The sequence below is a fragment of the Rubritepida flocculans DSM 14296 genome (genome assembly GCF_000425365.1).
In the GTDB taxonomy this organism is placed as follows: Bacteria; Pseudomonadota; Alphaproteobacteria; order Acetobacterales; family Acetobacteraceae; genus Roseococcus; species Roseococcus flocculans.
The window spans coordinates 25,404-49,622 of record NZ_AUDH01000003.1 but is presented as its reverse complement, the minus strand read 5'-3'; the positions used below and the strand labels follow the sequence as shown (position 1 = coordinate 49,622).

Annotated in this window: 27 protein-coding genes; 4 read left to right on the top strand and 23 right to left on the bottom strand. The window is 73.5% G+C overall.

Going from position 1 to position 24,219, the window contains the following annotated elements; all coding sequences use genetic code 11:
• Positions 1 to 325: 325 nt before the first annotated feature.
• The 6 genes from H596_RS0104345 to H596_RS0104320 form a co-directional block, all read right to left on the bottom strand.
• Complete coding sequence (locus H596_RS0104345; RefSeq protein WP_027283859.1) at positions 326 to 1,009, bottom strand: ABC transporter ATP-binding protein; 684 nt, start codon at positions 1,007 to 1,009, stop codon at positions 326 to 328.
• The gene (locus H596_RS0104340) at positions 1,006 to 2,250 is read right to left on the bottom strand and encodes an ABC transporter permease (RefSeq protein WP_027283858.1); all 1,245 of its coding nucleotides are present in this window, start codon (positions 2,248 to 2,250) and stop codon (positions 1,006 to 1,008) included. Before H596_RS0104340 ends, H596_RS0104345 begins: the two co-directional genes overlap by 4 nt.
• Complete coding sequence (locus H596_RS0104335; protein WP_027283857.1) at positions 2,247 to 3,275, bottom strand: efflux RND transporter periplasmic adaptor subunit; 1,029 nt, start codon at positions 3,273 to 3,275, stop codon at positions 2,247 to 2,249. Before H596_RS0104335 ends, H596_RS0104340 begins: the two co-directional genes overlap by 4 nt.
• 64 nt (positions 3,276 to 3,339) lie before the next feature.
• A complete protein-coding gene (locus tag H596_RS0104330; protein WP_027283856.1) occupies positions 3,340 to 4,143 on the bottom strand; it encodes a GNAT family N-acetyltransferase in 804 nt (267 codons plus the stop codon).
• Positions 4,140 to 4,580, bottom strand: a complete 441-nt coding sequence (locus tag H596_RS20035; protein ID WP_084602571.1) for a Fur family transcriptional regulator — start codon at positions 4,578 to 4,580, stop codon at positions 4,140 to 4,142. Before H596_RS20035 ends, H596_RS0104330 begins: the two co-directional genes overlap by 4 nt.
• Before the next feature lie 94 nt (positions 4,581 to 4,674).
• Entirely contained in the window at positions 4,675 to 5,106 is a 432-nt protein-coding gene (locus tag H596_RS0104320) for a MucR family transcriptional regulator (protein WP_027283855.1), read from the bottom strand.
• Between the two features lie 100 nt (positions 5,107 to 5,206).
• Between H596_RS0104320 and H596_RS0104315 the strand changes: the two genes are divergently transcribed.
• Positions 5,207 to 5,458: a sulfurtransferase TusA family protein gene (locus H596_RS0104315; protein ID WP_027283854.1), complete on the top strand. Its 252-nt coding sequence runs from the start codon at positions 5,207 to 5,209 to the stop codon at positions 5,456 to 5,458.
• 11 nt (positions 5,459 to 5,469) lie between these two features.
• Here H596_RS0104315 and H596_RS0104310 read toward each other — a convergent pair whose 3' ends face one another.
• Genes H596_RS0104310 through H596_RS0104300 form a run of 3 tightly spaced genes read right to left on the bottom strand, consistent with a single transcriptional unit; the run spans position 5,470 to position 8,425 of the window.
• A complete protein-coding gene (locus H596_RS0104310) occupies positions 5,470 to 6,309 on the bottom strand; it encodes a GNAT family N-acetyltransferase (protein ID WP_027283853.1) in 840 nt (279 codons plus the stop codon).
• An 8-nt stretch (positions 6,310 to 6,317) separates the two neighbouring features.
• The gene (locus H596_RS0104305) at positions 6,318 to 7,070 is read right to left on the bottom strand and encodes an SDR family NAD(P)-dependent oxidoreductase (protein WP_027283852.1); all 753 of its coding nucleotides are present in this window, start codon (positions 7,068 to 7,070) and stop codon (positions 6,318 to 6,320) included.
• Positions 7,067 to 8,425: a formimidoylglutamate deiminase gene (locus tag H596_RS0104300; protein ID WP_027283851.1), complete on the bottom strand. Its 1,359-nt coding sequence runs from the start codon at positions 8,423 to 8,425 to the stop codon at positions 7,067 to 7,069. Before H596_RS0104300 ends, H596_RS0104305 begins: the two co-directional genes overlap by 4 nt.
• Positions 8,426 to 8,560: 135 nt before the next feature.
• Between H596_RS0104300 and hutH the strand changes: the two genes are divergently transcribed.
• From hutH to H596_RS0104285, 3 genes are read left to right on the top strand one after another with little or no spacing between them, the layout of a single operon-like run.
• Positions 8,561 to 10,072 (top strand): histidine ammonia-lyase, encoded by a 1,512-nt coding sequence (gene hutH / locus H596_RS0104295; RefSeq protein ID WP_027283850.1) that lies wholly within the window; start codon positions 8,561 to 8,563, stop codon positions 10,070 to 10,072.
• Positions 10,072 to 11,268 (top strand): imidazolonepropionase, encoded by a 1,197-nt coding sequence (gene hutI / locus H596_RS0104290; RefSeq protein ID WP_037300017.1) that lies wholly within the window; start codon positions 10,072 to 10,074, stop codon positions 11,266 to 11,268. The genes hutH and hutI overlap by 1 nt, the downstream gene beginning before the upstream one ends.
• Entirely contained in the window at positions 11,265 to 11,672 is a 408-nt protein-coding gene (locus H596_RS0104285) for a PaaI family thioesterase (protein WP_027283849.1), read from the top strand. The genes hutI and H596_RS0104285 overlap by 4 nt, the downstream gene beginning before the upstream one ends.
• Here the strand turns inward: H596_RS0104285 and H596_RS0104280 are convergent.
• From H596_RS0104280 to H596_RS0104215, 14 genes are all read right to left on the bottom strand, one after another.
• Positions 11,656 to 12,537 carry a DMT family transporter gene (locus H596_RS0104280; protein WP_084602569.1) on the bottom strand — a complete coding sequence of 294 codons (882 nt, stop codon included), beginning with the start codon at positions 12,535 to 12,537 and terminating at the stop codon, positions 11,656 to 11,658. The two genes, H596_RS0104285 and H596_RS0104280, sit on opposite strands and share 17 nt — an antisense overlap.
• Before the next feature lie 52 nt (positions 12,538 to 12,589).
• Positions 12,590 to 13,096, bottom strand: coding sequence for a cysteine dioxygenase family protein (locus H596_RS0104275; protein WP_027283847.1), 507 nt, complete (start codon positions 13,094 to 13,096; stop codon positions 12,590 to 12,592).
• A gap of 12 nt (positions 13,097 to 13,108) precedes the next feature.
• Positions 13,109 to 13,798: a GntR family transcriptional regulator gene (locus tag H596_RS0104270; RefSeq protein ID WP_027283846.1), complete on the bottom strand. Its 690-nt coding sequence runs from the start codon at positions 13,796 to 13,798 to the stop codon at positions 13,109 to 13,111.
• Positions 13,799 to 13,843: 45 nt separating this feature from the next.
• Positions 13,844 to 14,824, bottom strand: a complete 981-nt coding sequence (locus H596_RS0104265) for a Bug family tripartite tricarboxylate transporter substrate binding protein (protein ID WP_037300014.1) — start codon at positions 14,822 to 14,824, stop codon at positions 13,844 to 13,846.
• A gap of 72 nt (positions 14,825 to 14,896) precedes the next feature.
• Positions 14,897 to 15,208 carry a hypothetical protein gene (locus tag H596_RS0104260; RefSeq protein ID WP_027283844.1) on the bottom strand — a complete coding sequence of 104 codons (312 nt, stop codon included), beginning with the start codon at positions 15,206 to 15,208 and terminating at the stop codon, positions 14,897 to 14,899.
• Between the two features lie 91 nt (positions 15,209 to 15,299).
• Positions 15,300 to 16,025 (bottom strand): cold-shock protein, encoded by a 726-nt coding sequence (locus H596_RS0104255; RefSeq protein ID WP_051212378.1) that lies wholly within the window; start codon positions 16,023 to 16,025, stop codon positions 15,300 to 15,302.
• A 100-nt stretch (positions 16,026 to 16,125) separates the two neighbouring features.
• Positions 16,126 to 17,385, bottom strand: a complete 1,260-nt coding sequence (locus H596_RS0104250) for an NAD(P)/FAD-dependent oxidoreductase (protein ID WP_027283842.1) — start codon at positions 17,383 to 17,385, stop codon at positions 16,126 to 16,128.
• A gap of 55 nt (positions 17,386 to 17,440) precedes the next feature.
• Positions 17,441 to 17,890, bottom strand: a complete 450-nt coding sequence (locus H596_RS22735) for a hypothetical protein (RefSeq protein WP_156910031.1) — start codon at positions 17,888 to 17,890, stop codon at positions 17,441 to 17,443.
• A 160-nt stretch (positions 17,891 to 18,050) separates the two neighbouring features.
• Positions 18,051 to 18,845 (bottom strand): FAD binding domain-containing protein, encoded by a 795-nt coding sequence (locus H596_RS0104240; protein WP_027283841.1) that lies wholly within the window; start codon positions 18,843 to 18,845, stop codon positions 18,051 to 18,053.
• 10 nt (positions 18,846 to 18,855) lie between these two features.
• Entirely contained in the window at positions 18,856 to 21,228 is a 2,373-nt protein-coding gene (locus H596_RS0104235; protein WP_027283840.1) for a xanthine dehydrogenase family protein molybdopterin-binding subunit, read from the bottom strand.
• 62 nt (positions 21,229 to 21,290) lie between these two features.
• A complete protein-coding gene (locus H596_RS0104230; protein WP_027283839.1) occupies positions 21,291 to 21,794 on the bottom strand; it encodes a (2Fe-2S)-binding protein in 504 nt (167 codons plus the stop codon).
• Positions 21,795 to 21,885: 91 nt separating this feature from the next.
• Positions 21,886 to 22,188 carry a hypothetical protein gene (locus H596_RS0104225; RefSeq protein ID WP_027283838.1) on the bottom strand — a complete coding sequence of 101 codons (303 nt, stop codon included), beginning with the start codon at positions 22,186 to 22,188 and terminating at the stop codon, positions 21,886 to 21,888.
• Positions 22,178 to 23,209, bottom strand: a complete 1,032-nt coding sequence (locus H596_RS20025; RefSeq protein ID WP_051212374.1) for an ABC transporter ATP-binding protein — start codon at positions 23,207 to 23,209, stop codon at positions 22,178 to 22,180. The genes H596_RS0104225 and H596_RS20025 overlap by 11 nt, the downstream gene beginning before the upstream one ends.
• Positions 23,206 to 24,210 carry an ABC transporter ATP-binding protein gene (locus H596_RS0104215; RefSeq protein ID WP_037300012.1) on the bottom strand — a complete coding sequence of 335 codons (1,005 nt, stop codon included), beginning with the start codon at positions 24,208 to 24,210 and terminating at the stop codon, positions 23,206 to 23,208. The genes H596_RS20025 and H596_RS0104215 overlap by 4 nt, the downstream gene beginning before the upstream one ends.
• Positions 24,211 to 24,219 lie beyond the last annotated feature (9 nt).

Genomic DNA, 24,219 nt, shown 5'->3' with positions numbered 1-24,219 from the left:
AGTTGACGAAACGGTCGAACGAACCAGCGACCAAGAGAAACCGCGCGACACCCCGTTGCCGGGGCCCCACACGGGGGTGCCAGAACGCTTGACGTCGTTGCGTAAACCTTGCGCCGCGGTGGCGAGCCGAAAGGCGGCTCCGCTCCGTGGGCCTGGGGCCAGAGGCACGTGCGTACTGCGTCTTGTGAGGGGGGCCTTACGCCCAACACCCCCCCCATGCAAGCCCTTTGTGCCGCCAAGGGAAAAAACCCGGCTTGCGCGGGGCGCGGGGCTCGCGCTCCTCCCGGCGGCCGGCCTCTTCGCCCCCCCGACAGCGCCGCCCGCCTCAGGCCGATTCGTCCGAGACGACCACCCCGTCCACCAGGTGAATCCGCCGCGTCGCGCGCCGCGCCAGCTCCGCGTCATGGGTGACGACGACGACGCTGCGCCCCTCCTCGCGCGCCAGGCGCTCGAAGATGTCGAACACCGCCGCGGCGTTCTTCGTGTCGAGGTTGCCCGTCGGCTCGTCGGCCAGCAGCAGCAGGGGCGCGTTGGCCAGGGCGCGGGCGATGGCGACGCGCTGGCGCATGCCGCCCGAGAGCTGCTCGGGCAGCTTCCCCGCCGCATCGGCAAGGCCGAGACCGGCCAGAAGCCGCAGCGCCCGCGCCTCCGCCTCGGCGCGCGAGAGCCGCCCGAGCCTGCGAATCGGGATCAGCACGTTCTCGAGCGCGGTGAACTCGGGCAGCAGGAAGTGGAACTGGAAGACGAAGCCGAGCCGCGCGAGCCGCACCGCGGCCAGGTCCGGATCGGAGAGCGTCTCCATCTCGCGCCCCTCCAGCGCGATCCGCCCCTCGCTCGGCCGGTCGAGCAGCCCGAGCAGGTAGAGCAGCGAGGATTTGCCCGAACCCGAAGGCCCGGTGATGGCGATGAACTCGCCCCGCCCGATGGAGAGCGTCACGTCGCGCACCAGCACCACCCCTTCGGGCAGGCGGCGCGTCACCCCCTCCGCGAGCAGCAGCGGCGGGCTCACGCCGCGCCCCGCACCACCTGCACCGGATCGAGCCGGCTCGCCCGCCGCGCCGGAATCAGCGCGGCGAGCCCGGAGGCGAGCAGGGCGAAGCCGCTCGCCACCAGGTAGATCCGCCAGTCCCGCGCCAGGATGAACCCCTCGTTCCCCGCCGGCGTCGCCGTGCCGAAGCGCACCTGCGCGAGCCCCTCGATCATCAGCGCCCCCAGCGCCGAGCCCGCCGCCGCCCCGATCACCCCCACCACCAGCCCCTGCAGCAGGAAGAGCCGCTGGATGTCGCCCGCCTCGAAGCCGAGGGATTTCAGGATGGCGATGTCGCGCGTCTTCTCGAACACCACGGTCGAGATGATGTTGTAGATGCCGAAGGCCGCCACCAGCAGGATCGCGCCGGTGACGCTGTACATGATGGCGTTCTGGATCACGAAGACGGTGAGGATGTTGCGGTTCTGCTCCTCCCAGCTCTCCGTGCGGTCGCCGAAGCGGGCCTCGATCTCGCGCGCGAGCGGCTCGGCGCGCCTCACGTCCTCGAGCCGCAGCGCGATCTGGTTCACCACGTTCGGCCGGTCCTGCAGCACCTGCTGGACGGTCAGCAGGGCGAAGGCGTTGTTCTGGTCCACGCTCTGGATGCCGGTGCGGAACAGCCCCACCACCTTCATCGAGAGCATCACCCCCGCGGGCGAGAGCGCGCTCAGCGTGTCGCCCATGCCGAGGCCGAGGCGGCGGGCGAGCTCCGCGCCGAGGATGATTCCGTTGGCGCTGGCGCGCAGGTCCTCAAGCCGCCCGGCCACCATGTCCTTCTCGATGTTCGAGACGCGGCGGTGCCGCTCGGGATCGAGGCCGGTCAGCACGGCCGAGACGTCGCGCGCGCCGTAGCGCAGCAGCGCCTGGCCCTGCAGCACGGGGGCCGCGGCCACACCCGGCATGGCCTCCAGCATGGCGAGCTTCTCGCCGGCCGCGCGGATGCCGCGCACCCTGTCCCGCGGGCGCACGCCGCTGACCGCCACCGCCCCCTCGCGTTCCACGATCAGCACGGGCTGCAGCGGCGGCTCGCGCGCCTCGTCCTTGATCGTCACATGCGGCGCGACGTCGAGGAGCTGGGCGATGATGAAGCCCTGGAAGCCGCGCATCAGCGCCGCGATGGCGATGAAGAAGGCCACGCCAAGCGCCACGCCGCCGACCGAGACCAGCGTCTGCCGCCGCCGGCGGCGCAGCATCCCGCGCGCGAGGTCGAGGATGAGGCTCATGGCAGGGCGCGGGCCGCATGGCCCTCGCGGAAGCCGGCGCGCGGCGCGGCGGCGACGCGATCGCCCTCGGCGAGGCCCTCCAGCACCTCGAAGGCGCGCGCGCCCTGCACGCCGATCCGCACCTCGCGCCGCGCGAGCCGGCCCTCCTGCACCAGCCAGACATGGCCGAGCCGCGGGCCCGAGCCCGTCTGGCCCGGGGCGATGGAAACGGCCGAGGGCGGCAGCAGCAGCGCCGCCGCCTCCTCGCGCAGCACGATGTTGGCCTCCACCGTCATGCCGATCAGCAGCGGCGTGTCCTCGGGCAGGGCGAGGCGCACGCGATAGGCCTTGCGCGCCGTGTCCCCCTTGGGCGTGATCTGCGCCACCCGCGCCTCCAGCGCGCGGCCGGGGAAGGCGTCGGCGCGCAGCAGCGCGCGCTGGCCGGGCGCGACGCGGGCGATGTCCTCCTCGTCCACCTCGGCGGTGACGCGCAGCGGCCGCGGCTCGCCGATCCAGAACAGGGCGGCGGGGGTGTCCACCACCTCGCCCACCTCGGCGTCGCGGCGCAGGATCACGCCATCGGCCGGGGCGCGCACCACGTAGTCGTCGAGGCGATGGATCGCCATGTCGGCGGCGGCGCGGGCGGCGCGGGCGTCGCGCTCGGCGCGCTCCAGCGCGGCGCGGGTGGCGATGTCGCGGCCCACCAGCGCGCGGGTGCGCGCCAGATCCTCCATGGCGAAGCGGGCGCGGGCCTCCGCCTCCTCGGCCTGCGCGCGGGCCTGGCGGTCGTCGAGGCGCGCGAGCGGCTGGCCCTCGCGGACGCGCTCCCCCTCCTCCACCAGCACGGCGGTCAGCCGCCCGCGCGTCGCCGGGCCCACGCGCGCCCAGTGCAGCGGCTCCACCACGCCCGTCGCATAGACGGCCTCCACCGCGGGCCCGCGGGCGACGGCGACCGTCTCGACCGGGAGCGGGCGCTGGAACCACCACCAGGCACCCGAAGCGAGGCCGGCGAGCAGCAGAAGGAGGATCAGCCGGCGGCGCAGCATCTTCCTGCCAGCCTAGCACGCAGGGCCGCGCGCGGCGCGTTGATGCGGCGCAACATGGGCCGGCTCAGCCGCGCGCGCCGGCCTTGCGCTCGTAGTGGCGGTAGTACTTCTCCGTCACCTGGTCGGTCTTGACCACGACGCAGACATCGGTGGTGTTGAACTGCTGATCCAGCACCGCGCCATCGCCCACGAAGCCGCCGAGGCGCAGATAGCCCTTGATGAGCGGCGGCAGGGCGAGCAGCGCGGCCTTCGCGTCGTAGGCGCCGCGCGGCAGCCGCTCCATGGGCACATAGCGGGCCGCGAGGGCGCGCGGGCGCAGCGCCTCGGGCGCGAGGTGGTGGTGGTGCAGATAGGAGAGCAGCGCCGCGTTCTCCTCGAGGTCGGTGCCCGGCAGGCTGGCGCAGCCGAACATCAGCGCGATGCCATGGCGGAACACATAGGCCGCGATCCCGCCCCAGAGGAGCTGCAGCGTGCCGCGCGTGCGGTAGGCCGCATCGGTGCAGGAGCGGCCGAGCTCCAGGATTTCGCCGGGGAAGGCGAGGATGGGCCCGATCTCGTACTCCGCCGCGGAGTAGAAGCGCCCGATGCGCGCCGCGGCCTCGCGCCGGATGAGGCGATAGGTGCCCACCACCGATTCGGGCCCCTCGCCCCGGTCATGGTCGAGCACGAGGAGATGATCGGCCACCGTGTCGAATTCGTCGGCGTCCAGGCCCGAGGCGGCGGTCTCGGCGTCGGCGCGCGCGCCCATCTCCCCGTAGAAGACGCGGTAGCGCAGCGCCTGGGCGGCGCGCACCTCCCACTCCGTGCTGGCGATGCGCACGCCCAGATTGCCGGCGCGCAGCTCCTCGAAATGGGCGGGGCCGCTCACGCCGTGCGATCCGGCTTGGGCCGCGCCGCCGCGCCGCCAGGCTTGCGGCCGAACAGCTCGAGGCGGAGCTGCACCAGCTCGAAGCCCAGCCGCTCGGCGATGGCGCGGGCGAGCCGGTCGTGCTCGGCGTCGGAGAACTCGATCACCTTGCCCGTGTCCACGTCGATCAGGTGGTGGTGGTGGCCGCGGTCGGCCGGGTCGTAGCGGGCGCGGCCGCCGCCGAAGTCGCGGCGTTCGAGGATGCCTTTCTCCTCCAGCAGCCGCACGGTGCGATAGACGGTGGCGACCGAGACGCGCGAATCGAGCGCCACCGCGCGGCGGTAGAGCTCCTCCACATCCGGGTGGTCATCGCTGTCGGAGAGCACGCGCGCGATCAGGCGGCGCTGGCCCGTCATCTTCAGGCCCCGCTCCACGCACATGCGCTCGATCCGCGACATGGTTTCGCTGATGGCGCGAACTCCCCCTCCGCTGGCCGTCCTGCCGGGCTGCGGCGGGCGGGGCTCTCAGCCCCGCGCCCGCCGCGCCGGCGCCTCAGCCCTTAGCAGAGGCCTCGCCCTTGCGCGACTGGGTGCCCAGGCCGATCTGCTTCGCCAGCGAGGAACGGTGCTTGGCGTAGTTCGGCGCGACCATCGGGTAGTCGGGCGGCAGGCCCCATTTCTCGCGATACTGTTCCGGCGTCAGGCCATAGGCGGTCTGCAGATGCCGCTTCAGCATCTTCAGCTTCTTTCCGTCCTCGAGGCAGATGAGATAGTCGGGCGTGATGGATTTCTTGATCGGAACGGCGGGCGCCTTCTTCTCCGCCTCGACCGGCGCGGCCACCGCCCCCAGCGAGGCCAGGGTGCGATGCACCTCGGTGATCAGGGCCGGCAGGTCCGTCATCGAAACGGGATTGTTGGAGACATGGGCGGACACGATTTCCGCCGTCAGGCCCAGTAGATCGGCTCCGGTGGGATGTTCGGCCATGGAAGCAGCGCTCCGGTTCTCTTGCTCTCTATTATGTACGACCGGGCTGAGTTGGCAAGGCGCAGTCGCTTGAATCCTGCACGAAAAGGAACCTCACGGCATGAATGAGGAGCAGTGCTGGCCTGTTCTGGACGTGACGAAAGAGGTCTGCCCCATGACCTTCGTCCGCACCCGGCTGCATTTGGACAGGATGAGCCCGGGACAGGGGCTGGAAGTGCGCTTCCTGGGCCGGGAACCGGGCGAGAACATCCCGCGCAGCGCCCGCGAACTGGGCCATGAGGTGCTGGAGGTGGTGTTTCCGGAAGGCGAGGCCCCGGGCCGCATACGCCTGCGCAAGCGCGGGGCGGGGTAGGCGCCGCCCCGTCACCCCAGCTCGAAGCTGGTCAGCCCGAAGATCCACTCCCGCTGCATCGGCGGGGGCGGGCGCGTGTACATGCGCGCCGTCTCGAAGACCTTCTCCATGCCCATCGCCTGCGCCAGCGCCACCGCCTCGGCATGGGGTTCGGGCAGGTCGAGGATGAGCGGCCCCGGCGGGCGGTGCGGCGCGGCGTCGGCGACCAGCGCCCGGGCCGTGGCGGCATCCACCGCGAAGAGCGGGCCGAGCTTCGCCCCCGCCCGGCAGGGGCGCAGCACGGCGAAGCCCGTGACGGCACCCGCCGCATCCCGCGCCACCCGGGCGCGGTGGCCGGGGGCGGCGATCCAGCCGCGCAGGAACTCGGGCCGGGGCAGGCCAAAGCAGGCGGCGTCGAAGGCGAGCAGCGCCTCGAAGAGCACGGCGGCCGCGTCCTCGATGCCGCGCGTGTCCGCCTCGGGGATGCGCGGCGCCTCGGACTGGTAGCGCGCATTGTTCCAGGCCAGCGCGAAGCCCGATTTCCGGTAGTTCTCCTGCTGCGCCACCACCCCGTCGAGCCCGACGCAGCGCCCCGCGAGCCGCGCCATGCCCGCCTGCCAGACGCGCCAGCCGATGCCCTGCCCCCGCGCCTCGGGCCGGGCGATGTAAAAGCCGATGAAGCCGAAGCCCTCGCCCGTGCGCACGGCCGAGATGCAGGCCAGCATCTCCTCGCCGCGGAATGCGCCGAGGAAGCCGTCGGGGTCCGCCGCGCGGAAGGCCGCCGCATCGGCGAGGCCGGGGTTCCAGCCCTCGCGCGCCGCCCACTCCACGGCCGTCTCCACCTCCGCCGCGCCCAGGGCGCGGATGGTCACATCGCCGCTCAATGCATGATGTCCCCGCCATTGGGCGAGAGCGTCGCCCCGCAATAATAGCTGCCGCCCGGGCCCGCGAGCAGCAGAGCGGTGGCCGCCACCTCCTCCACCCGGCCGAGCCGGCCAAGCGGCAGCCGCGCCTCGATCTCGGCCCGCCATTCGGGGCCGCGGGCGCGGGTGAGGTCCGTCTCGATGGGGCCGGGGGCGATGGCGTTCACCAGCACCCCCTTCGGGCCCGCCTCATGGGCCAGGGCGCGGGTGAAGCCGATAACGCCGGCCTTCGCCGCGCAATAGGGCACGATGCCCGGCGCGCCCTTCAGCCCGAGCTGCGAGGCGATGTTGATGATCCGCCCGCCCCCGCGCGCCACCATGCCCGGATAGACGGCCTGGGCCATGAAGAACATGCCCTTGAGGTGGACCTCCATCACCCGGTCGAAGCCCTCCTCGCTCACCGCCTCGAAGGGCGCGCGGATGTTGAGCCCCGCATTGTTGAGCAGGATGTCGCAGGGGCCGAGCGCGGCCTCGGCGGCGGCGGCGAAGGCGCGGATGGCGGCGGTGCGCCCCATGTCCGCCTCCATCTGGAAGCCGCGCCGGCCGCGCGCGGTGACGGCCTGCACCAGGCCGCGCGCCTGTTCCTCGTCGCCGAGGTGGCAGATCGCCACATCCGCCCCCGCCTCGGCGAAGGCGAGCGCGCAGGCCCGGCCGATGCCGCGGCTGCCGCCCGTCACCCAGGCGATCTTCCCCGCAAGCGGCCCGCTCATGCGCCGAGCCGCCGCATCGCCCGGGCGAAGCCCTCGGCGATCTCGCGCTCCCTCACGTGCCGGCCCGCCTCCACCACCATGCGCCCCGCCACGGCCACGCTGCGCACCATCCTGTCCTGCGGGCCGAAGGCCCAGGCGTCGAGCAGCCCATCCCCCTCGCGGCCGATCAGGGTGGGGTGGGTCTCGTCCAGCTCCACCAGGTCGCAGCGCAGCCCGGGCGCGAGCGCGCCCATCGCCACCCCGGCCGCCTGCGCCCCGCCGCGCAGCGCCGCCTCGAGCAGCGCCCGGGCGGGGTGCGGGTTCGCCTCGTCCGTGGCGACGGAGCGCAGCTCGAGCGCGAGGCGCTGGCTCGTCTCGAGCTGCCGGATTTCGGCCGCGGGGCAGATGCCCACATGGCTGTCCGTGCCGAAGCCGAGCCGCCCGCCCGCGGCGCGGAAGACGGGCAGCGGGAAGATCCCGTCGCCCAGCGAGGCCTCGGTGCTGGGGCAGAGCCCGGCCACCGCCCCGCTGGCGGCGAGCCCCCTCGCCTCCTCCTCCGTCATGTGGGTGGCGTGGATAAGGCACCAGCGCCCGTCGAGCGGCGCGTGGCGCAGCAGCCACTCCACGGGCCGGAGCCCGGTGGCGGCGCGGCATTCCTCCACCTCGCGCCGCTGCTCGGCGGCGTGGATGTGGATGGGGGCATCGAGCGCCGCCAGCGCCTCGAGCATGGCGGGCGTCACCGCGCGCAGGCTGTGCGGCGCGACCCCCCAGGCGGCCAGCGGCTGTGCGGCGCAGGCGGCGCGCACCGCATCGAGGATCGCCATGAAGCCGTCGAGGTCGTTGAGGAAGCGCCGCTGCCCCTCGAGCGGCGGCAGGCCGAAGATGCCGCCATGGCGGTAGAGCGAGGGCAGCATGGTCACGCCCACCCCCGCGCGCCGCGCCGCCTCCATGTGGCGCAGCGCCATCTCGGCGCGGTTCGCATAGGGCGCGCCGTCGCGGTCGTGGTGCAGGTAGTGGAACTCGCAGATCTGGGTGAAGCCGCGCGAGAGAAGCTCGGCGTAGAGCTGGGCGGCCACCGCCTCCGCGTCCTCGGGCGTCATGCCGAGGGCGAAGCGGTACATGGTCTCTCGCCAGGTCCAGAAACTGTCGCGGCCCGCGGGGCTGCGGCGCTCGGCCCCGCCGGCCATGGCGCGCTGGAAGGCGTGGCTGTGCAGGTCGACGAGCCCGGGCAGCACATGGCCCGCGAGCCGCCGCGCCCCCGGCGCGCGCGCGCCGGGCGTCACGGCCGTGATCAGCCCGTCCTCGCCGCAGGAGATCAGCACCTCGCGCGCCCAGCCCTCGGGCAGCAGCGCATGGGCGGCGAGGAAATCGGGCATGGGCGTGGCGGTCCTGGAATCGCGCCGCGCAGGAAAGCGGGCGGGGCGCGGGCGCGCAAGCCGCGCCGCCGGTTCAGGAGTCATCGCAAGCGGCCGCTGGTGTGACAGGGCCGGCGGCCGCGCTATCCTCGCGCCATGACCGAGACGATCGCGGCCGGGAAGGCCGATCTCGCGCCGCTGCGGCGCATCCGCGACGGCGCGGCGCTGCGCCTCGCCGAGGGCTGGCGCGCGCCGGTCGAGGCCGGGGCGGCGGCGCTGCAGGCGGCGCTGGGCACGGGGGCGGCGCTCTATGGCGTGAACACGGGCTTCGGCAAGCTCGCCACCACCCGCATCGGCGCGGCGGACCTGGCGCGGCTGCAGCTCAACCTGCTGCGCAGCCACGCCGCCGGCACGGGCGCGCCCCTGCCGCGGCCGGTGGTGCGCCTCACCCTTGCGCTCAAGGCGCTCTCCCTCGCGCGCGGGGCCTCGGGCGTGCGGCCCGTCGTCGTCGAGGCGCTGCTGCGGCTGCTGGAGGCCGACATGCTGCCCGACATCCCGGCCCAGGGCAGCGTGGGCGCCTCGGGCGATCTCGCGCCGCTCGCGCATCTCTCGCTCGTGCTGGTGGGCGAGGGCAGCGCGACCGACGCGCAGCACGTCGCCCATGGCGGCGCGACGGCGCTGGCCGCGCTGGGCATGGCGCCGCTCGAGCTCGGGCCCAAGGAGGGGCTCGCGCTGCTCAACGGCACCCAGGTCTCCACCGCGCTCGCCCTCGACGCGCTGTTCCGCGCGCGGGATCTGCTGCGCGCCGGGCTGCTGACGGGCGCGCTCTCGGTGGACGCGGCGCGCGGGGCGGACACGCCCTTCGATGCGCGCATCCATGCGCTGCGCGGCCAGCCGGGGCAGATGCGCTGCGCCGCCGCGCTGCGCGCGCTGCTCGCGGGCTCGGACATCCGCGAAAGCCACCGCGAGAACGACATCCGCGTGCAGGACCCCTACTGCCTGCGCTGCCAGCCCCAGGTGGCCGGCGCCTGCCTCGACCTGCTGGAGCTCGCCGCCGCCGTGCTGCTGCGCGAGGCGAATGCGGTGACGGACAACCCGCTGCTGGTAGAGGGCGGGGAACTCCTCTCGGGCGGCAATTTCCACGCCGAGCCGGTGGCCTTCGCCGCCGATGCCATCGCCCTCGCCCTCGCCGAGCTCGGCGCCATCGCCGAGCGGCGCATCGCATTGCTGATGGACCCCGCGCTTTCCGGCCTGCCCGCCTTCCTGGTGCGCGCGGGCGGGCTGAACTCGGGCTTCATGATCGCGCAGGTCACGGCCGCCGCGCTGGCGGCGGAGAACCGCGCCCTCGCCGCCCCGCGCAGCGTGGACAGCCTGCCCACCTCCGCGAACCAGGAGGACCATGTCTCCATGGCGACCAACGCCGGGCTGCGCCTCGCCCCCATGCTGGACAATCTGGAGGGCATCCTCGCCATCGAGCTGCTCGCCGCCGCGCAGGGGGTGGAGTTCCACCGACCGCTGCGCTCCTCCGCCCCGCTCGAGGCCGCGCACGCCGCGCTGCGCGCGCATGTCGCGCCCTGGGAGGAGGATCGCGCCATGGCCCCCGACATCGCCGCCGCGCGGCGGCTCATCGCCGATCCCCGCTTCGCCGCGGCGGTGGAGCTGCCCTGATGTTCGACCGCGTCTGGCTGAACGCGAACCTCGCCACCATGCAGGGCGAGGGGCTCGGCGTGATCAAGGACGGCGCGATCGCCGCGCGGGAGGGGCGCATCGCCTGGGTGGGGCCGCGCAGCGCCCTGCCCGCCCATGAGGCGCCCGTGACCGATTGCGCCGGCGCCTGGATCCTGCCCGGGCTGGTGGACTGCCACACCCATCTCGTCTTCGGCGGCGACCGTGCGGGCGAGTTCGAGGCGCGGCTCGCCGGCGCGAGCTACGAGGAGATCGCGCGCGCGGGCGGGGGCATCCTCTCCACCATGCGCGCCACGCGCGCCGCCTCGGAGGCCGCACTGCGCGACGCGGCGCTGCCGCGCCTCGACGCGCTGCTGGCCGAGGGCGTGACCACGGTCGAGATCAAGTCCGGCTACGGGCTGGAGGCGGAGGCGGAGCTCAAGCAGCTCCGCGTGGCGCGCGATCTCGCCCGCCACCGCGCGGTGAGCGTGGTGACGAGCCTGCTCGCCGCCCACGCCACGCCGCCCGAATACGCCGGCCGCCGCGCCGACTACGCGCGCCATGTGGCCGAGCACATCGTGCCGCTCGCCGCGCGCGAGGGGCTCGCCGATGCGGTGGACGTGTTCTCGGACTCCATCGCCTTCACCGCCGAGGAGGCGGGCTGGGTGTTCGACGCCGCGCGCGCGGCCGGCCTGCCCGTGAAGCTGCACGCCGACCAGCTCACCGACGCGGGCGGGGCGGCGCTCGCCGCGCGCCACGGCGCGCTGAGCGCGGACCATCTGGAGCGCGCGAACCCCGAGGGCATCGCCGCCATGGGCCGCGCCGGCACGGTGGCGGTGCTGCTGCCCGGCGCGACGCTGGTGCTGCGCGAGACGCACATGCCCGATGTGGCGGCGATGCGCGCGGCGGGGGTGCGGATCGCGCTCTCCACCGACATGAACCCCGGCTCCTCGCCCGTGCTCTCGCTGCTGCTGATGGCGCATCTGGGCTGCACCCTGTTCCGCCTGACGGTGGCGGAGGCGCTGCGCGGCATCACGGTCAACGCCGCCCTCGCGCTCGGCCTGAAGGACCGCGGGGTGCTGGCCGAGGGCGCGCGCTGCGACCTCGCGCTCTATCGCGTCTCCCGCCCGGCCGAGCTCTGCTACTGGCTGGGCGGCGCGCCCTGCCTGGGCCGCGTGGTGGGGGGTGTGGCGGCATGATTCCACGCGACATCGAGGCGGTGATGCACGCGAAGCTGCCCCTCTCGGCCGCCTGGGGGGTGCGGGTGCTGGAGGCGGGGGCGGGCCGGGCGCGGCTCGAACTCCCGCCCAGCCAGGCGCTGCTGCGCCCCGGCCCCACCCTCTGCGGCCCGGCGCTGATGGGGCTCGCGGACATGGCCTTCTGGGCCGCGCTGCTCGGGCTGAACGAGGGGCGGGACGAGAGCCTGACGGCCACGCTGAACATCGCCTTCCTGCGCCCCGCCGGCACGGGGGCCGTGATCGCCGAGGCGCGGCTCATCAAGCCGCGCGGCCGCAGCCTCTACGGCGAGGTCACGCTCGCGCGCGCCGATACGGGCGCGGTCTGCGCGCACGCGACGAGCCAGTGGGTCAGCGTCGGCCCGTGAACAGCACGGCCACCAGCATCGCCCCCGCCGCCAGCCCCGCCCCCAGCCCCTTCAGCAGCGAGATCGGCTCGGCCAGCAGCCAGGCCGAGAGCAGCAGCCCCACCACCGGCACCAGCACCGAGAGCGTGCCCGCGCGCGTGGCGCCCAGCAGTTCCACCCCGCGCGCGAAGAGGAACATCGAGATCACGCCCAGCAGCAGCCCCTGCGCCACGATCATCCAGGCCACGAGCCCGGGCGGCTGGGCGAAGAAGGCCTCGGCCCGGAACAGCAGGAAGGGCGGCAGCACAAAGGGCAGCGAGGCGAGCGTGACCGCCGCGGTGGCGGGAATGGCCGCGAGCCGCAAGCGCCGCAGCAGCACGGTGAACACGCCCCAGGTGCCGCCGGCCGCCACCAGCAGCAGATCCCCCCGCCAGACGCCGGGCGCGAGGCCGAGCCCGTCCCAGCCGATCATCAGCACGCCGCCCAGCATGGCGGCGAGCGCGGCGACGCGCCCGGGCGTGGGCCGCTCGCCCAGCAGCCACCAGGCGGTGAGTGCCGCCACCACGGGCCCCGTCATCGGCGCGATGGTGGCGCCATGGCTCGCCGGGGCGACATGCAGCGCCGAGACGAAGAGGGTGAGGTTCCCCGCCCCCCCGAACACCACGAGCAGCAGCAGCCGCCGCACGCCCAGCGCCGCGATCTCGCCGCGCGCGCGCCAGGCGAGCGGCGCGAGCAGCAGCGCCGCCGGGACGTAGCGGCAGAAGAGCAGGTCGAGCACATGCAGGCCCTGGCCGGTCAGCGCCAGCCGCGCCACCGCCGCATGCCCGCCCCAGATCACGGAGGCGACGCCCCCCATGAGGAGGCCGAGCAGCAACCTCGGGGTCATGCGGGCGGGGCGGAATGCACGGCATGGGTGTGCCGCCCCGCGCCGCCCCCGGTCAACCGAGGATCAGGTTCACCTGATCCCCGAAACGCTCATAGGGCACGCCATAGACATGGATGGAGACAGCCTCCTCCGCGGAGCAATTGCCCAGGCGGTGGATGAGATCGGGGTCGGCGGGGCCGTGGCAGGTCTCGCCGGGGTGGCGCAGATGCGCGCCCATGGGCCGGGGCGGCGCGCCCGGGGCGAAATGGTGCTCGGTCAGCACCCCGCGGTGCACGCCGAAGGCGCACCAGGTGCGGTGCGCGTGGATGGGCGACATCTGCGTGGGCCGCCAGACCAGCGCCACCACCGCATAGCCACCCTCGGGGTCGGCGTGCAGCAGGTGGCGCACGTAACGGTCGGGGCAGCAGGGGCAGTCGCGCCCCGCGAGCAGATCGGGGGCGGCGAGGTGCGGGGCCATCGCCTCGGCCACGGCAGCGGGGCGGCGGGCCAGCGGCTCGCGCGCCGCGGCGGCGACGGCGGAGAGGAGGGCGTCGAGGCGGGTGGAGGTCAGGGCGTTCATCCGCGCACCCTTTCAGGCCGTCACGGGGGTCATGGCGTCGGGGGCGGTGAGCGCGGCCAGCACCATGGCGCGGCTCGCGGCCACCTGTTCGCGCATCAGCGCCGCGGCGTGCTCGGCCTGGCCGAGCGCGAGCGCCTCCACCAGCGCGTGGTGCTCATGCGCCATCTCGCCCGTGCGGTCGCGCCGGCGCAGGCCGAGGACGAGCATGCGCGTGCTCTCGTCCAGCAGCCGGTCGAGCTGGCGGGCGAGGCGCGCATTGCCCGAAAGCTCCGCGATGGCGAGGTGGAAGGCCTTGTTGGCGGCGAGGAAGCACAGCACGCTGTCCTCGTCGGCGCAGTCATAGCCCTCGGCACAGACGGCATCGAGGCGGGCGAGCATGGCCGCGTCCACCCGGCCCGCGGCGCGGCGCGCGGCCTCGGGCTCGAGCAGGCCGCGCAGGTCGAACACCTCATGGATGTCGCGGATGGTGACGAGGCTCACCACCCAGCCGCGGCGCGGCAGCGCGGTGACGAGCCCCTCCTCCGCAAGCCGCGCCAGCGCGGCCCGGATGGGGGCCTTGCCGAGATCGAGGCGCTGGGCGGTGGCGGCCTCGCTGATCGTCTCGCCCGGGGCGAGGCGGGTGGAGAGGATGTCCCGCCGCAGCGCGGCGAGCGCCTGCTCGGTGAGCGAGGGCGGCGCCTCGATCGGGGTCAGCAGCGACATGCCGATGACCCTATCCTGACATGTCAGGCGCCGTCCAGCGGATTTTCAGTCCACCGTGGCGCCCGAGCGCCGCACCACCTCGGCCCAATGGGCGATGTCGCGCCGCTGGATCGCGGCGAACTCAGCGGGCGTGAAGACGGTGGGGGGCGCGATGCCCTGGCTCTCCACCAGCCAGCGCTGGAAATCCGGCGACTGGAGGATGCGCGTCACCTCCGTCGAGAGGCGCTGCACGATGGGCGCGGGCAGGTTGGCGGGGCCGAACAGCCCGTACCAGGTGGTGCTCACGAAGCCGGGGAGGTTGCAGGCCTCGGCGATGGTCGGCACATCGGGCAGGCTCGGCAGGCGGGTCGCGGTGGTGACGCCGAGCGCGCGCACCTGCCCCTGGCGGATCATCGGGATGGCCGGGCCGGTCTGGTTGAAGAACAGGTCCACATCGCCGTTGAGCAGGGCGAGCGCCGCACCCGGCTGGCCGCGGAAGGGCACATGCGTCAGCTCCACCCCCGCTGCGGCCGCGAACTGCGCCCCGGCGAGATGGGTGGAGGCGCCATTGCCCGTGCTGGCGTAGTTGAGCCGGCCCGGATTGGCCCGGGCTGCGGCGAGCAGCGCCGCGCAGTCCGTGTAGTGCGGCCGGCGCTCGGGGCTCACGGTCAGCACATTGGGCACATCGCCCAGATGCGCGATGGGCGTGAAGTCGCGCACCACGTCGAAGGGCAGGCTGCGGTAGAGGCTCGCGTTGATCGCGTGGGTGCCGGCCGTGCCGAAATAGAGCGTGTAGCCATCGGGCCGCGCCTTGGCCACGAGGTCGGAGGCGATGTTGCCCCCTGCCCCGGTGCGGTTGTCCACCACGATGGGCTGGCCGAGCGCGCGGGAGAGCGGCTCGGCGAGGCGGCGCTGGTAGATGTCCACCCCCGAACCATTGGGGAAACCGCCGATCAGCGTGATGGGGCGGTTGGGCCAGCCCTCCTGGGCCCGGGCCAGCGCGGGCGCGGCGATGAGCGGCAGCGCGAGCAGCGAACGGCGGCGCATGGGGATCCTCCTTCGCGGGAATGCGCGGAGTGTAGGCCGGGCCTCCCGGCATGGGAATGATCCCTGCCCCGCTCAGCGCGGCCGCTCGGGGGGCGGGCGCGGCGGCTCGAGCCAGAGCTGCGGCGGCGGGATGAACTGCGGCCAGGGCGGCTTGTGCGGCGCATCCAGCGTGGCGGGCGGCGGGCGGCAATCGGGGCGCAGCGGCCCGCAATCCCAGCGATGCCCGTCCGGCCGGGCGGTGAGCTGCCCGCCCGGCTGGAAGCGGCAGACGCAGAGCCGCCCGTCGAAACAGGCCGTCATGCCCTCGCGCAGCGCGTTGCAGATGGGCACCTGCGCCGCGGCGGGCGCGGCGAGGAGCAGCAGCAGGGCGGCGAGCGCGCGCATGGCGCGAGGCTGGGCGCGCGCGGGTGAAGAAACGACGAAGGCCCCGGAGGTCTCCCCCCGGGGCCCTGCGCCACGCGCCGAAAAGGGCGCGTTACTTGATGCCGACCGCCTGGCGGCCGCGCTGGCCGTCGCGCACGTCGAGCGAGACCTTCTCGCCCTGCTGCAGGTCGCTGCGCCCGGCGCGCGCCAGCACGGAGGAGTGCAGGAACACGTCCTGCCCGCCATCGTCGGGCGTCACGAAGCCGAAGCCGCGCACCTGGTCGAACCACTTCACGGTGCCGTTGAGCGGATAGACCGGGCCCGTGCCCTCGTCGAAGTTGCGGCGCGGCGGGCGATCGCCGAAGCCGCCACGCGGGCCGCCGAAGCCGCCGCCGCCCGGGCCGCCGAAGTCGCGCCGGGGCGGACGGTCGCCGAAGCCGCCGCCGCCGAAATCGCGCCGGGGCGGGCGGTCGCCGAAGCCGCCGCCGCCGAAACCGCCGCCGCCGCCGAAGTCACGGCGCGGGGGGCGGTCGCCGAAGTCGCGCCGCGGCGGGCGGTCGCCGAAATCGCGCCGCGGGGCGCCGCCGCCGGGGCCGCGCTTGAGTTCGGCGATGCGCGTGACGAGGCGACGGCCCTGCCGGTCCGTGCCGATCTCGCACACCAGGATGTCATCGGTGTCGGGCTGGTCCACATTGGCCTCGGTCAGCGCCGAGGCGTGGAAGAAGACATCCTGCCCGTCCGGTCCAAGGACGAAGCCGAAGCCCTTGCGCCCGTTGTACCACTTGACCTTGGCCTCGATCAGGCCCTCGCCGCCCGCAGGCGAAAAATCGTCAGACACGTCGGTGTTCAATCCATGAAGCAGTTCGCGGCCAAACGGGATGCTGGGCCGGCGCGAACAGAGTGCCATCCCCCGCGCGGAAATGCACGCGAAAAGCGATTCAGCCGAAGCGCCGCGCGGAATAGGGCGCGGCGTCGGGCGCGGGCGGCCGCCCGGCCAGCAGCGCGCCCACGATGGCGGCCGAGCGCGGGGCGGTGACCAGGCCGATATGGCCATGGCCGAAGCAGTGGATCACGTCGCCGCTTCCCGAGGCCGGGCCGATCACCGGCAGCCCGTCCGGCGTGGAGGGGCGGTGGCCCATCCAGAACTTCACCCGCGCGGGATCGAGATCGCGCGGCAGGCCGGGGAAGCTGCGCAGCAGATGGTCGCGCAGGATTTCGGCGCGCTTCCAGTTGGGCGCGGCCTCCAGCCCCGCGATCTCGACCTGGCCGGCGCAGCGCAGCCCGGCCTCGGTCATGGTCACGGCCATCTTGCCGTCGGAGGGCATCATGGCGGTGCGCGGGCCCACCTCCGCCCCCTCGATCACGGCGTGGTAGCCGCGCTCGCTCTCCAGCGGCACGCGGTCCCCGGCGGCGCGGGCCAGCGGGGCGGAGCGCGCGCCGGCGGCGATGACCGCGCGCTCCGCCGCCACCTCGCCCTGGTCGGTCCGCACGGCGCGCAGCCGCCCGCCCTCGATCCGGAAGCCGGTGGCGCGGGCCTTCATGCGCCGCATCCCCTGGCGCTCGGCGAGCGCCACCAGCGCGGCGACATAGGCGCCGGGGTCGCGGCAATGGCCCCCCTCCTCCACCAGCACGCCGAAGCGGTAGCGGCGGTCGAGGTCGGGCTCGCGCTGGCGCAGCTCGTCCTCGCCGATCTCGAGCCAGCGCATCCCGGTCTCGGCGCGCAGCCGCCAGGCCAGCGCCTCGGCCTCGAACTCCGCGCGGGAGGGGTAGATGTAGAGCAGCCCCTTGCGCTCGATCAGGCGCGCCACCCCCGCCTGGGCCGCCAGCTCCGCGTGCAGGGCGGGCGCGCCCTCGAGCAGCGGGCGCAGCGCATGGGCGGTGCGGCGCACCTTCGCCTCCGTCCAGCCCGCCAAGAGATAGCGGATCAGCCAGGGCGCGACCCGCGGGAGGTAGGACCAGCGGATGGCGAGCGGCCCGAGCGGGTCGGAGAGGAACTTCGGCACCTTGCGCCACAGCCCCGGCAGGCTGGGCGGCACCACCGATTGCGGGCTGAGCCAGCAGCCGTTGCCGTAGCTGGCGGCCTGTTCGCCGCCCGGCTGCTCCGGCTCGATGAGGGTGACGGAGAAGCCCTCCGCCTGGGCGGCGAGGGCGCAGCAGGCGCCGATCACGCCGCCGCCGAGAATCGCGACATGGACCATCGCGCCCGAGGATAGACGAGGGGCGGCCGCAGCGCGCCCCCCCCTTCAGCGCGCGTCAGGGGATCGAATCTTGCTCCAGGTCGTCGCCCTCGGGGTCGGCGTCCTCGCCGGACTCCTCCGCCTCGGCGTCGTGCTCTGGCTCATCCTCCTCGGCGTCGTCCTCCCAGCCGTCGTCCTCGGCGGAGTCCTCCTGGTCGGTCTCAGGCTCGTCGGCCTCGTCGTCCTCGTCCTCCTCGAAGGGCTGCTCGTCCCCCTCGAGGGCATCCTCGTCCTCGAGCCCCTCTTCGGGTGGCTCCTCGGGGCCGGGCGCGCCGCCGCCGGCCGTGCCGGACAGCCCCCACGCGGCGCCGGCGCGAGCGCCTGGCGCCTCGGCGCAGGGAAGCGGCGCGGCGCGCGCCGCCGCCTCCGCCCGGGCGCCGAAGGGGCGAAGGGGCCGGGGCAGGAAGACGAGCACGAACGGGGGCGACAGCGTGCCGCCGTCGGGATCGGGCAGGTCGGATCGCATCAGGGTTCTCCGCGCGGCGCTCTGGCCGCGCCCCACCATCGGGCGCGGGGCGGAGGCGGAGCAAACCAAGTTCCCATGACGCGCCGGCGACGAAGATGCGAAAGGCCGCGCCCCCGGAGGGACGCGGCCTGCCGCGCGCCGCGATGCCGGCGCGGCGGGATCAGCCCGCCGCCGCCACCGCCCGCTTGGCCATCACGGTGACGAGATGCGCGCGATACTCGGCGCTGCCGTGGATGTCGCTGTTCAGCCCATCCGCGTCCTGCTTGATGCCGGCCACCGCCTCGGGCGACCACTGGGCGGCGAGCGCCGCCTCCATGGCCGACTGGCGGAACACGCAAGGGCCCGCGCCATTGATCGCCACCCGCACGCCCATCGGCCCCTTCGAGACGAAGGCCCCCGCCATCACGTAGCGCGAGGCCGGGTTCTTCATCTTCGCGTAGCCCGCCTTCTCCGGGATGGGGAAGGAGATGGCGACGAGGATTTCGTCCGGCTCCAGCGCCGTGGTGAACATGCCGAGGAAGAAGTCATCGGCCGCGATCTTGCGCTTGCTGGTGTGCACCGTCGCGCCGAGGCCGAGCACCGCGGCCGGGTAGTCGGCCGCCGGATCGTTGTTGGAGACGCTGCCGCCGAGCGTGCCGCGGTTGCGCACCTGCACATCGCCGATATGCGCCGCGAGATAGGCGAGCGCGGGGATGGCGGCCTTCACCTCGGCGCTCTCGGCCACCTCGGCGTGCCTGGTCAGCGCGCCGATGACCAGGGCGCCGCCCTCGCGGCGGATGCCCTTCATCTCGGCGATGCCCGAGAGGTCCACCAGCGCGGAGGGCTTGTTCAGCCGCAGCTTCAGCGCCGGGATCAGCGTGTGCCCGCCGGAGACGGCCTTCGCGTCGGGGTCCGCCGCGAGGAGCTTCACGGCGTCCGCGAGAGTGGCGGGCTTGTGGTAGGCGAAGTCGTACATGGCGGGCTCCTCAGCAGCTCTTGCCGTGGATGATGGACCAGATCTTCTGCGGTGTCGCGGGCATCTCGATGTGTTCCACGCCCCAGTCGCGCAGCGCGTCCACCACGGCGTTGATCACCGCGGGCGGCGAGCCGATGGCCCCCACCTCGCCGCAGCCCTTCACGCCGAGCGGGTTGTGCGTGCACAGCGTGGTGTGCGTGGCGACCGAGACGGGCGCGAGATCGTCCGCGCGCGGCATGGTGTAGTCGAGCATGGAGCCGGAGAGGAGCTGCCCGTCCGCGTCATAGACGCAGCCCTCGAGCAGCGCCTGGCCCACGCCCTGCGCCACCCCGCCCTGCACCTGGCCCTCCACGATCATCGGGTTGATCACGCGCCCCACATCGTCCACGGCGGTGAAGTTCACCAGATGCACGCGCCCCGTCTCGGGCTCGATCTCCACCTCCGCGATGTGGCAGCCGCCCGGGTAGGTGAAGTTCTTCGGGTCGTAGAAGGCGGTCTCCTCGAGGCCGGGCTCCAGCTCCTCGATGGGGTAGTTGTGCGGGACGTAGGCGGCGAGGCTGATCTCGGTCAGCGACTTCGCCTTGTCCGTGCCGGCCACGCGGAAGGTGCCGCGGTCGAACTCGATGTCCTCGACGCTCGCCTCCATCAGGTGCGCGGCGATCTTCTTTCCCTTGGCGATGATCTTGTCCATCGCCTTGTCCATCGCCGAGCCGCCGACGGCGAGGCTGCGCGAGCCGTAGGTGCCCATGCCGAAGGGCACCTTGGCCGTGTCGCCGTGCACCACCTCGACATTGGCGATGGGCACGCCGAGCTTGTCGGCCACGAGCTGCGCGAAGGTCGTCTCATGGCCCTGGCCGTGGCTGTGCGCGCCGGTCAGCACCGTCACGCTGCCCGTGGGATGCACGCGGATGGTGCCGACCTCGTAGAGCCCCGCGCGCGCGCCGAGGCTGCCCACCACCGCCGAGGGCGCGATTCCGCAGGCCTCGAGATAGGTGGAGATGCCGATGCCGCGCAGCCGCCCGCGCGCCTTCGCCTCGGCCCGCCGCGCCTCGAAGCCCGCCCAGTCCGCCGTGGCGAGGGCCGCATCGAGCGTGGCGTGGTAGTTGCCGCTGTCGTACTGCAGCGCGACCGGCGTCTGGTAGGGGAAGGCGTCGGGGCTGATGAAGTTCTTCCGGCGCAGCTCCACCCTGTCGAAGCCGCAGCGCTTCGCCGCCACGTCCACCAGGCGCTCCAGCAGGAAGGTCGCCTCCGGCCGGCCCGCGCCGCGATAGGCGTCCACCGGCACGGTGTTGGTGAAGACGGCCTTCACCTCGGCGTAGATGGCGGGCGTGGTGTACACGCCGGCGAGCAGCGTGGCGTAGAGGTAGGTCGGCACGCAGGGCGCGAAGGTCGAGAGATAGGCGCCCATGTTCGCCTGGGTGCTCACCTTGAGCGCGAGGAAGCGGCCCTCGGCGTCGAGGGCGAGTTCGGCGCGCGTCACATGGTCGCGCCCATGCGCGTCGGAGACGAAGGATTCCGAGCGGTCCGCCGTCCATTTCACGGGCCGGCCGAGCTTCGCCGCCGCCCAGGTGACGATGGCCTCCTCCGCGTAGTGGTAGATCTTGGAGCCGAAGCCGCCGCCCACATCGGGCGCCACCACGCGCAGCTTCGCCTCGGGGATGTTCAGCACGAAGGCGCCCATCAGCAGGCGGATCACGTGCGGGTTCTGGCTCGTGGTGTAGAGGGTGTGCTCGCCCGTCGCCGTGTCGTAGTCGCCGACCGCGCAGCGGGGCTCCATGGCGTTGGGGACGAGGCGGTTGTTCGTCGTCTCGAAGACGACGCGGTGCGCCGCCTTCGCGAAGGCCGCCTCCACCTGCGCCGCGTCGCCGATGTGCCAGTCGTAGCAGAGATTGCCCGCCACGCCCTCGTGCACCAGCGGCGCGCCGGGCGCCTGGGCCGCGGCCATGCTGGCCACGGCGGGCAGCACCTCGTAGTCCACCAGGACGGCCTCGGCGGCGTCGCGCGCCCGGGCGCGGGTCTCGGCGATCACCACCGCGACGGGGTCGCCCACATGGCGCACCTTGCCCTCGGCGAGGACGGGGTGCTTCGGCTCCGCCATCGGCGTGCCGTCCTTGTTGTGGATCTGCCAGCCGCAGGGCAGCCCGCCGATGCCGGCGAGATCGGCGCTGGTGTAGACCGCGAGCACGCCCGGCATGGCGGCGGCCTTGGCCGTCTCGATGCCGGCGATGCGCGCATGCGCGTGCGGGCTGCGCAGGATGAAGGCGTAGGCCTGGCCGGGGCGGTTGATGTCGTCCGTGTACTGGCCGCGGCCGGAGAGGAAGCGCAGATCCTCCTTGCGCTTCACGCTCGCGCCGATGCCTTCGAAGGGCGTGACGAGGTTCATGGCTTCTTCCTCCCTGGTCGGCGCGGCGGCTTGTGGCGCCGCCTGCGCCCGCCTGCGGCGGGTTACTCGGCGGCGGCCGCCACCGAGGCGCGGCGGCCGTGCATCACCTCCTGCGCCGCGGCGATGGCCTTGACGATGTTGTGATAGCCCGTGCAGCGGCAGAGATTGCCCTCCAGCCCTTCGCGGATCTCCTTCTCGCTCAGGCCCTGCGGGTTCTTGCGCACCAGATCCACCGCCGACATCACCATGCCCGGGGTGCAGAAGCCGCACTGCAGCGCGTGATACTCGCGGAAGGCCTCCTGCATCGGGTGCAGCGTGCCGTCGGGCGCGGCGAGGCCCTCGATGGTGGTGACATGCGCGCCATCGCACATCACGGCCAGCGTGGTGCAGGACTTCACGCTGTCGCCGTTCACATGCACCACGCAGGCGCCGCACTGGCTGGTGTCGCAGCCCACATGGGTGCCGGTGAGGCGCAGCTTCTCGCGCAGCAGCTCCACCAGCAGGGTGCGGCCCTCGACCTCGACCGTGTGCTGCTTCCCGTTCACCGTGAGCGTGACCTGCGGCATGGCGCCCGCCTCCCTGTTCGTCCCGTGCGTGGCGCGAGACTCGCCAATGCCCCGCCCCGCGTCAAGCGCGGCGCGCCGGCCGGGGCGGGGCTCAACCGGAAGGTGGACGTTCGATGACGAGCCTGCGTCCCCGCGTGAGCAGCACGAGCAGCAGCAGCGCCGGCACGCCGAGCAGCCAGGCCGTCCAGAGCCAGCCCAGCGCCTCGGCGCCGAAGAGCAGCGCGCCCATCGCCACCTCCTCGTCCTCGGAAAGCACGAAGCGCGAAAGCCCCGCGCAGGTGCCGAGCATGAGCAGGGGCGGGGCGAGCAGCACCAGCCAGAACAGCCCCTTCACGAGCCGCCCGAAGCCCGAGCGCGGCGCCCGGGCGACGAAGCGGATGGGCTCAGGCGGCACGGAAGGCGGTGGGCGGCGCCTTGTTCAGCAGCGGGTTCTCGGCGGCCGGCAGGTCGTGCAGGTGGCAGGCCGCGAGATGGCCGGTTCCGTCGTCGCGCAGCCTGGGCGCCTCCTTGCGGCAGCGTTCCATCGAGTAGGGGCAGCGCGTGTGGAAGCGGCAGCCGGGCGGGGGCTTGATGGGGCTCGGCACATCGCCCTGCAGCACGATGCGCTCGCGCGCCGCCCCGGGCTCGGGGATCGGCACGGCGGAGAGCAGCGCCTCGGTGTAGGGGTGGCGCGGCGCGCCGAACAGCGCCCGCCGCTCCGCCACCTCGACGATCTGGCCGAGATACATCACGGCCACACGGTGCGTCATGTGCTCGACGATGGCGAGGTCGTGGCTGATGAACAGCATGGCGAGGCCGAGCTCGCTCTGCAGGTCCTGCAGCAGATTGACGATCTGCGCCTTCACCGAGACGTCGAGCGCGGAGACGGCCTCGTCGCAGACGATCACGTCGGGTTCGGCGGCGAGCGCGCGCGCGATGCAGATGCGCTGGCGCTGCCCGCCCGAGAACTCGTGCGGCCAGCGGTTCACCGCATCGCGCGGCAGGCGCACCTTGTCCATCAGGCTGCCCACCTTCTCGTCCACCTCCGCCTCGCTGCGCGCGAGGCCGAAGTTCCGGATGGGCTCGGCCAGGATGTCGCGCACCTTCATGCGCGGGTTCAGCGAGGAGAAGGGATCCTGGAACACCACCTGGATCTGCCGGCGCAGGGGCCTCAGCGCCCCCGCGCTCATGTCGTCGATCCGCTGGCCGTTCAGCACCACCTGGCCGGAGGTGAGCGGAAAGAGGCGCAGCACCGCCTTGCCCACGGTGGATTTGCCGCAGCCGGATTCGCCCACGAGGGAGAGCGTCTCGCCCTTGTCGATGTGGAAGGAGACGCCGTCCACCGCATAGACGTAGCCGATGGTGGAGCCGAACAGCCCGCCGCGGATGGGGAAATGCTTCTTGAGGTCCGTGACCTCCAACACGCGCTGGCTCATGCGGCGACGGATCCCTCGGCCTCGGCATAGTGGCAGGCGGCGAAATGCCCGGGCGCCTTGAGCGCGAGGCCGGGCGGCACGGCGCGGCAGAGATCGCTCGCCTTCGGGCAGCGGCTGGCGAAGACGCAGCCGGGAATCTTCTGCTTGAGGCTCGGCACCAGCCCGGGAATCTCCGACAGGCGCGAGGTCTGGCCCGTCAGCGAGGAGCCGAGCTTGGGCACGGAGCCGAGCAGCCCCTGGGTGTAGGGATGGCGCGGCGTGCGGAAGAGATCCGCGACCGGCGCCTCCTCCACCTTGCGGCCGGCATACATCACCACCACGCGCTCCGCGACCTCCGCGACCACGCCGAGGTCATGGGTGATGATGACGATGGCCGCGCCCACGCGCGTCTTGAGATCGCGCATGAGGTCGAGGATCTGCGCCTGGATCGTCACGTCGAGCGCGGTGGTCGGCTCGTCGGCGATCAGCAGCTTCGGGTTGCAGGCCAGCGCGATGGCGATCATCACGCGCTGGCGCATGCCGCCCGAGAGCTGGTGCGGATATTCGCGCACGCGCCGCCCGGGCTCGGGGATGCCGACGAGGCGCAGCATCTCCACCGCGCGCTCCTCGGCCTGGGACTTGGAGAGGCCCTGGTGCAGCCGCAGCGTCTCGCCGATCTGCTGCCCGTTGGTGAGAACGGGGTTCAGCGAGGTCATCGGCTCCTGGAAGATCATGCTGATCTCGTTGCCGCGGATGTCGCGCATCTCCTTGTCGGAGAGGCCGAGCAGGTCGCGGCCCTGGAAGCGGATGCTGCCCGCGATCTTCCCCGGCGGCTCCGGAATCAGCCGCAGGATGGACATGGCGGTGACCGACTTGCCGCAGCCGGATTCGCCCACGATGGCCAGCGTCTCGCCCGAACGCACGTGGAAGGAGACGCCGTCCACCGCGCGGTTGACGCCGTCCATGGTGCGGAAATGGGTCTGGAGGTTCTCGACCTCCAGCAGCACGGGGCGGTTGTCCATGGGCTCGCT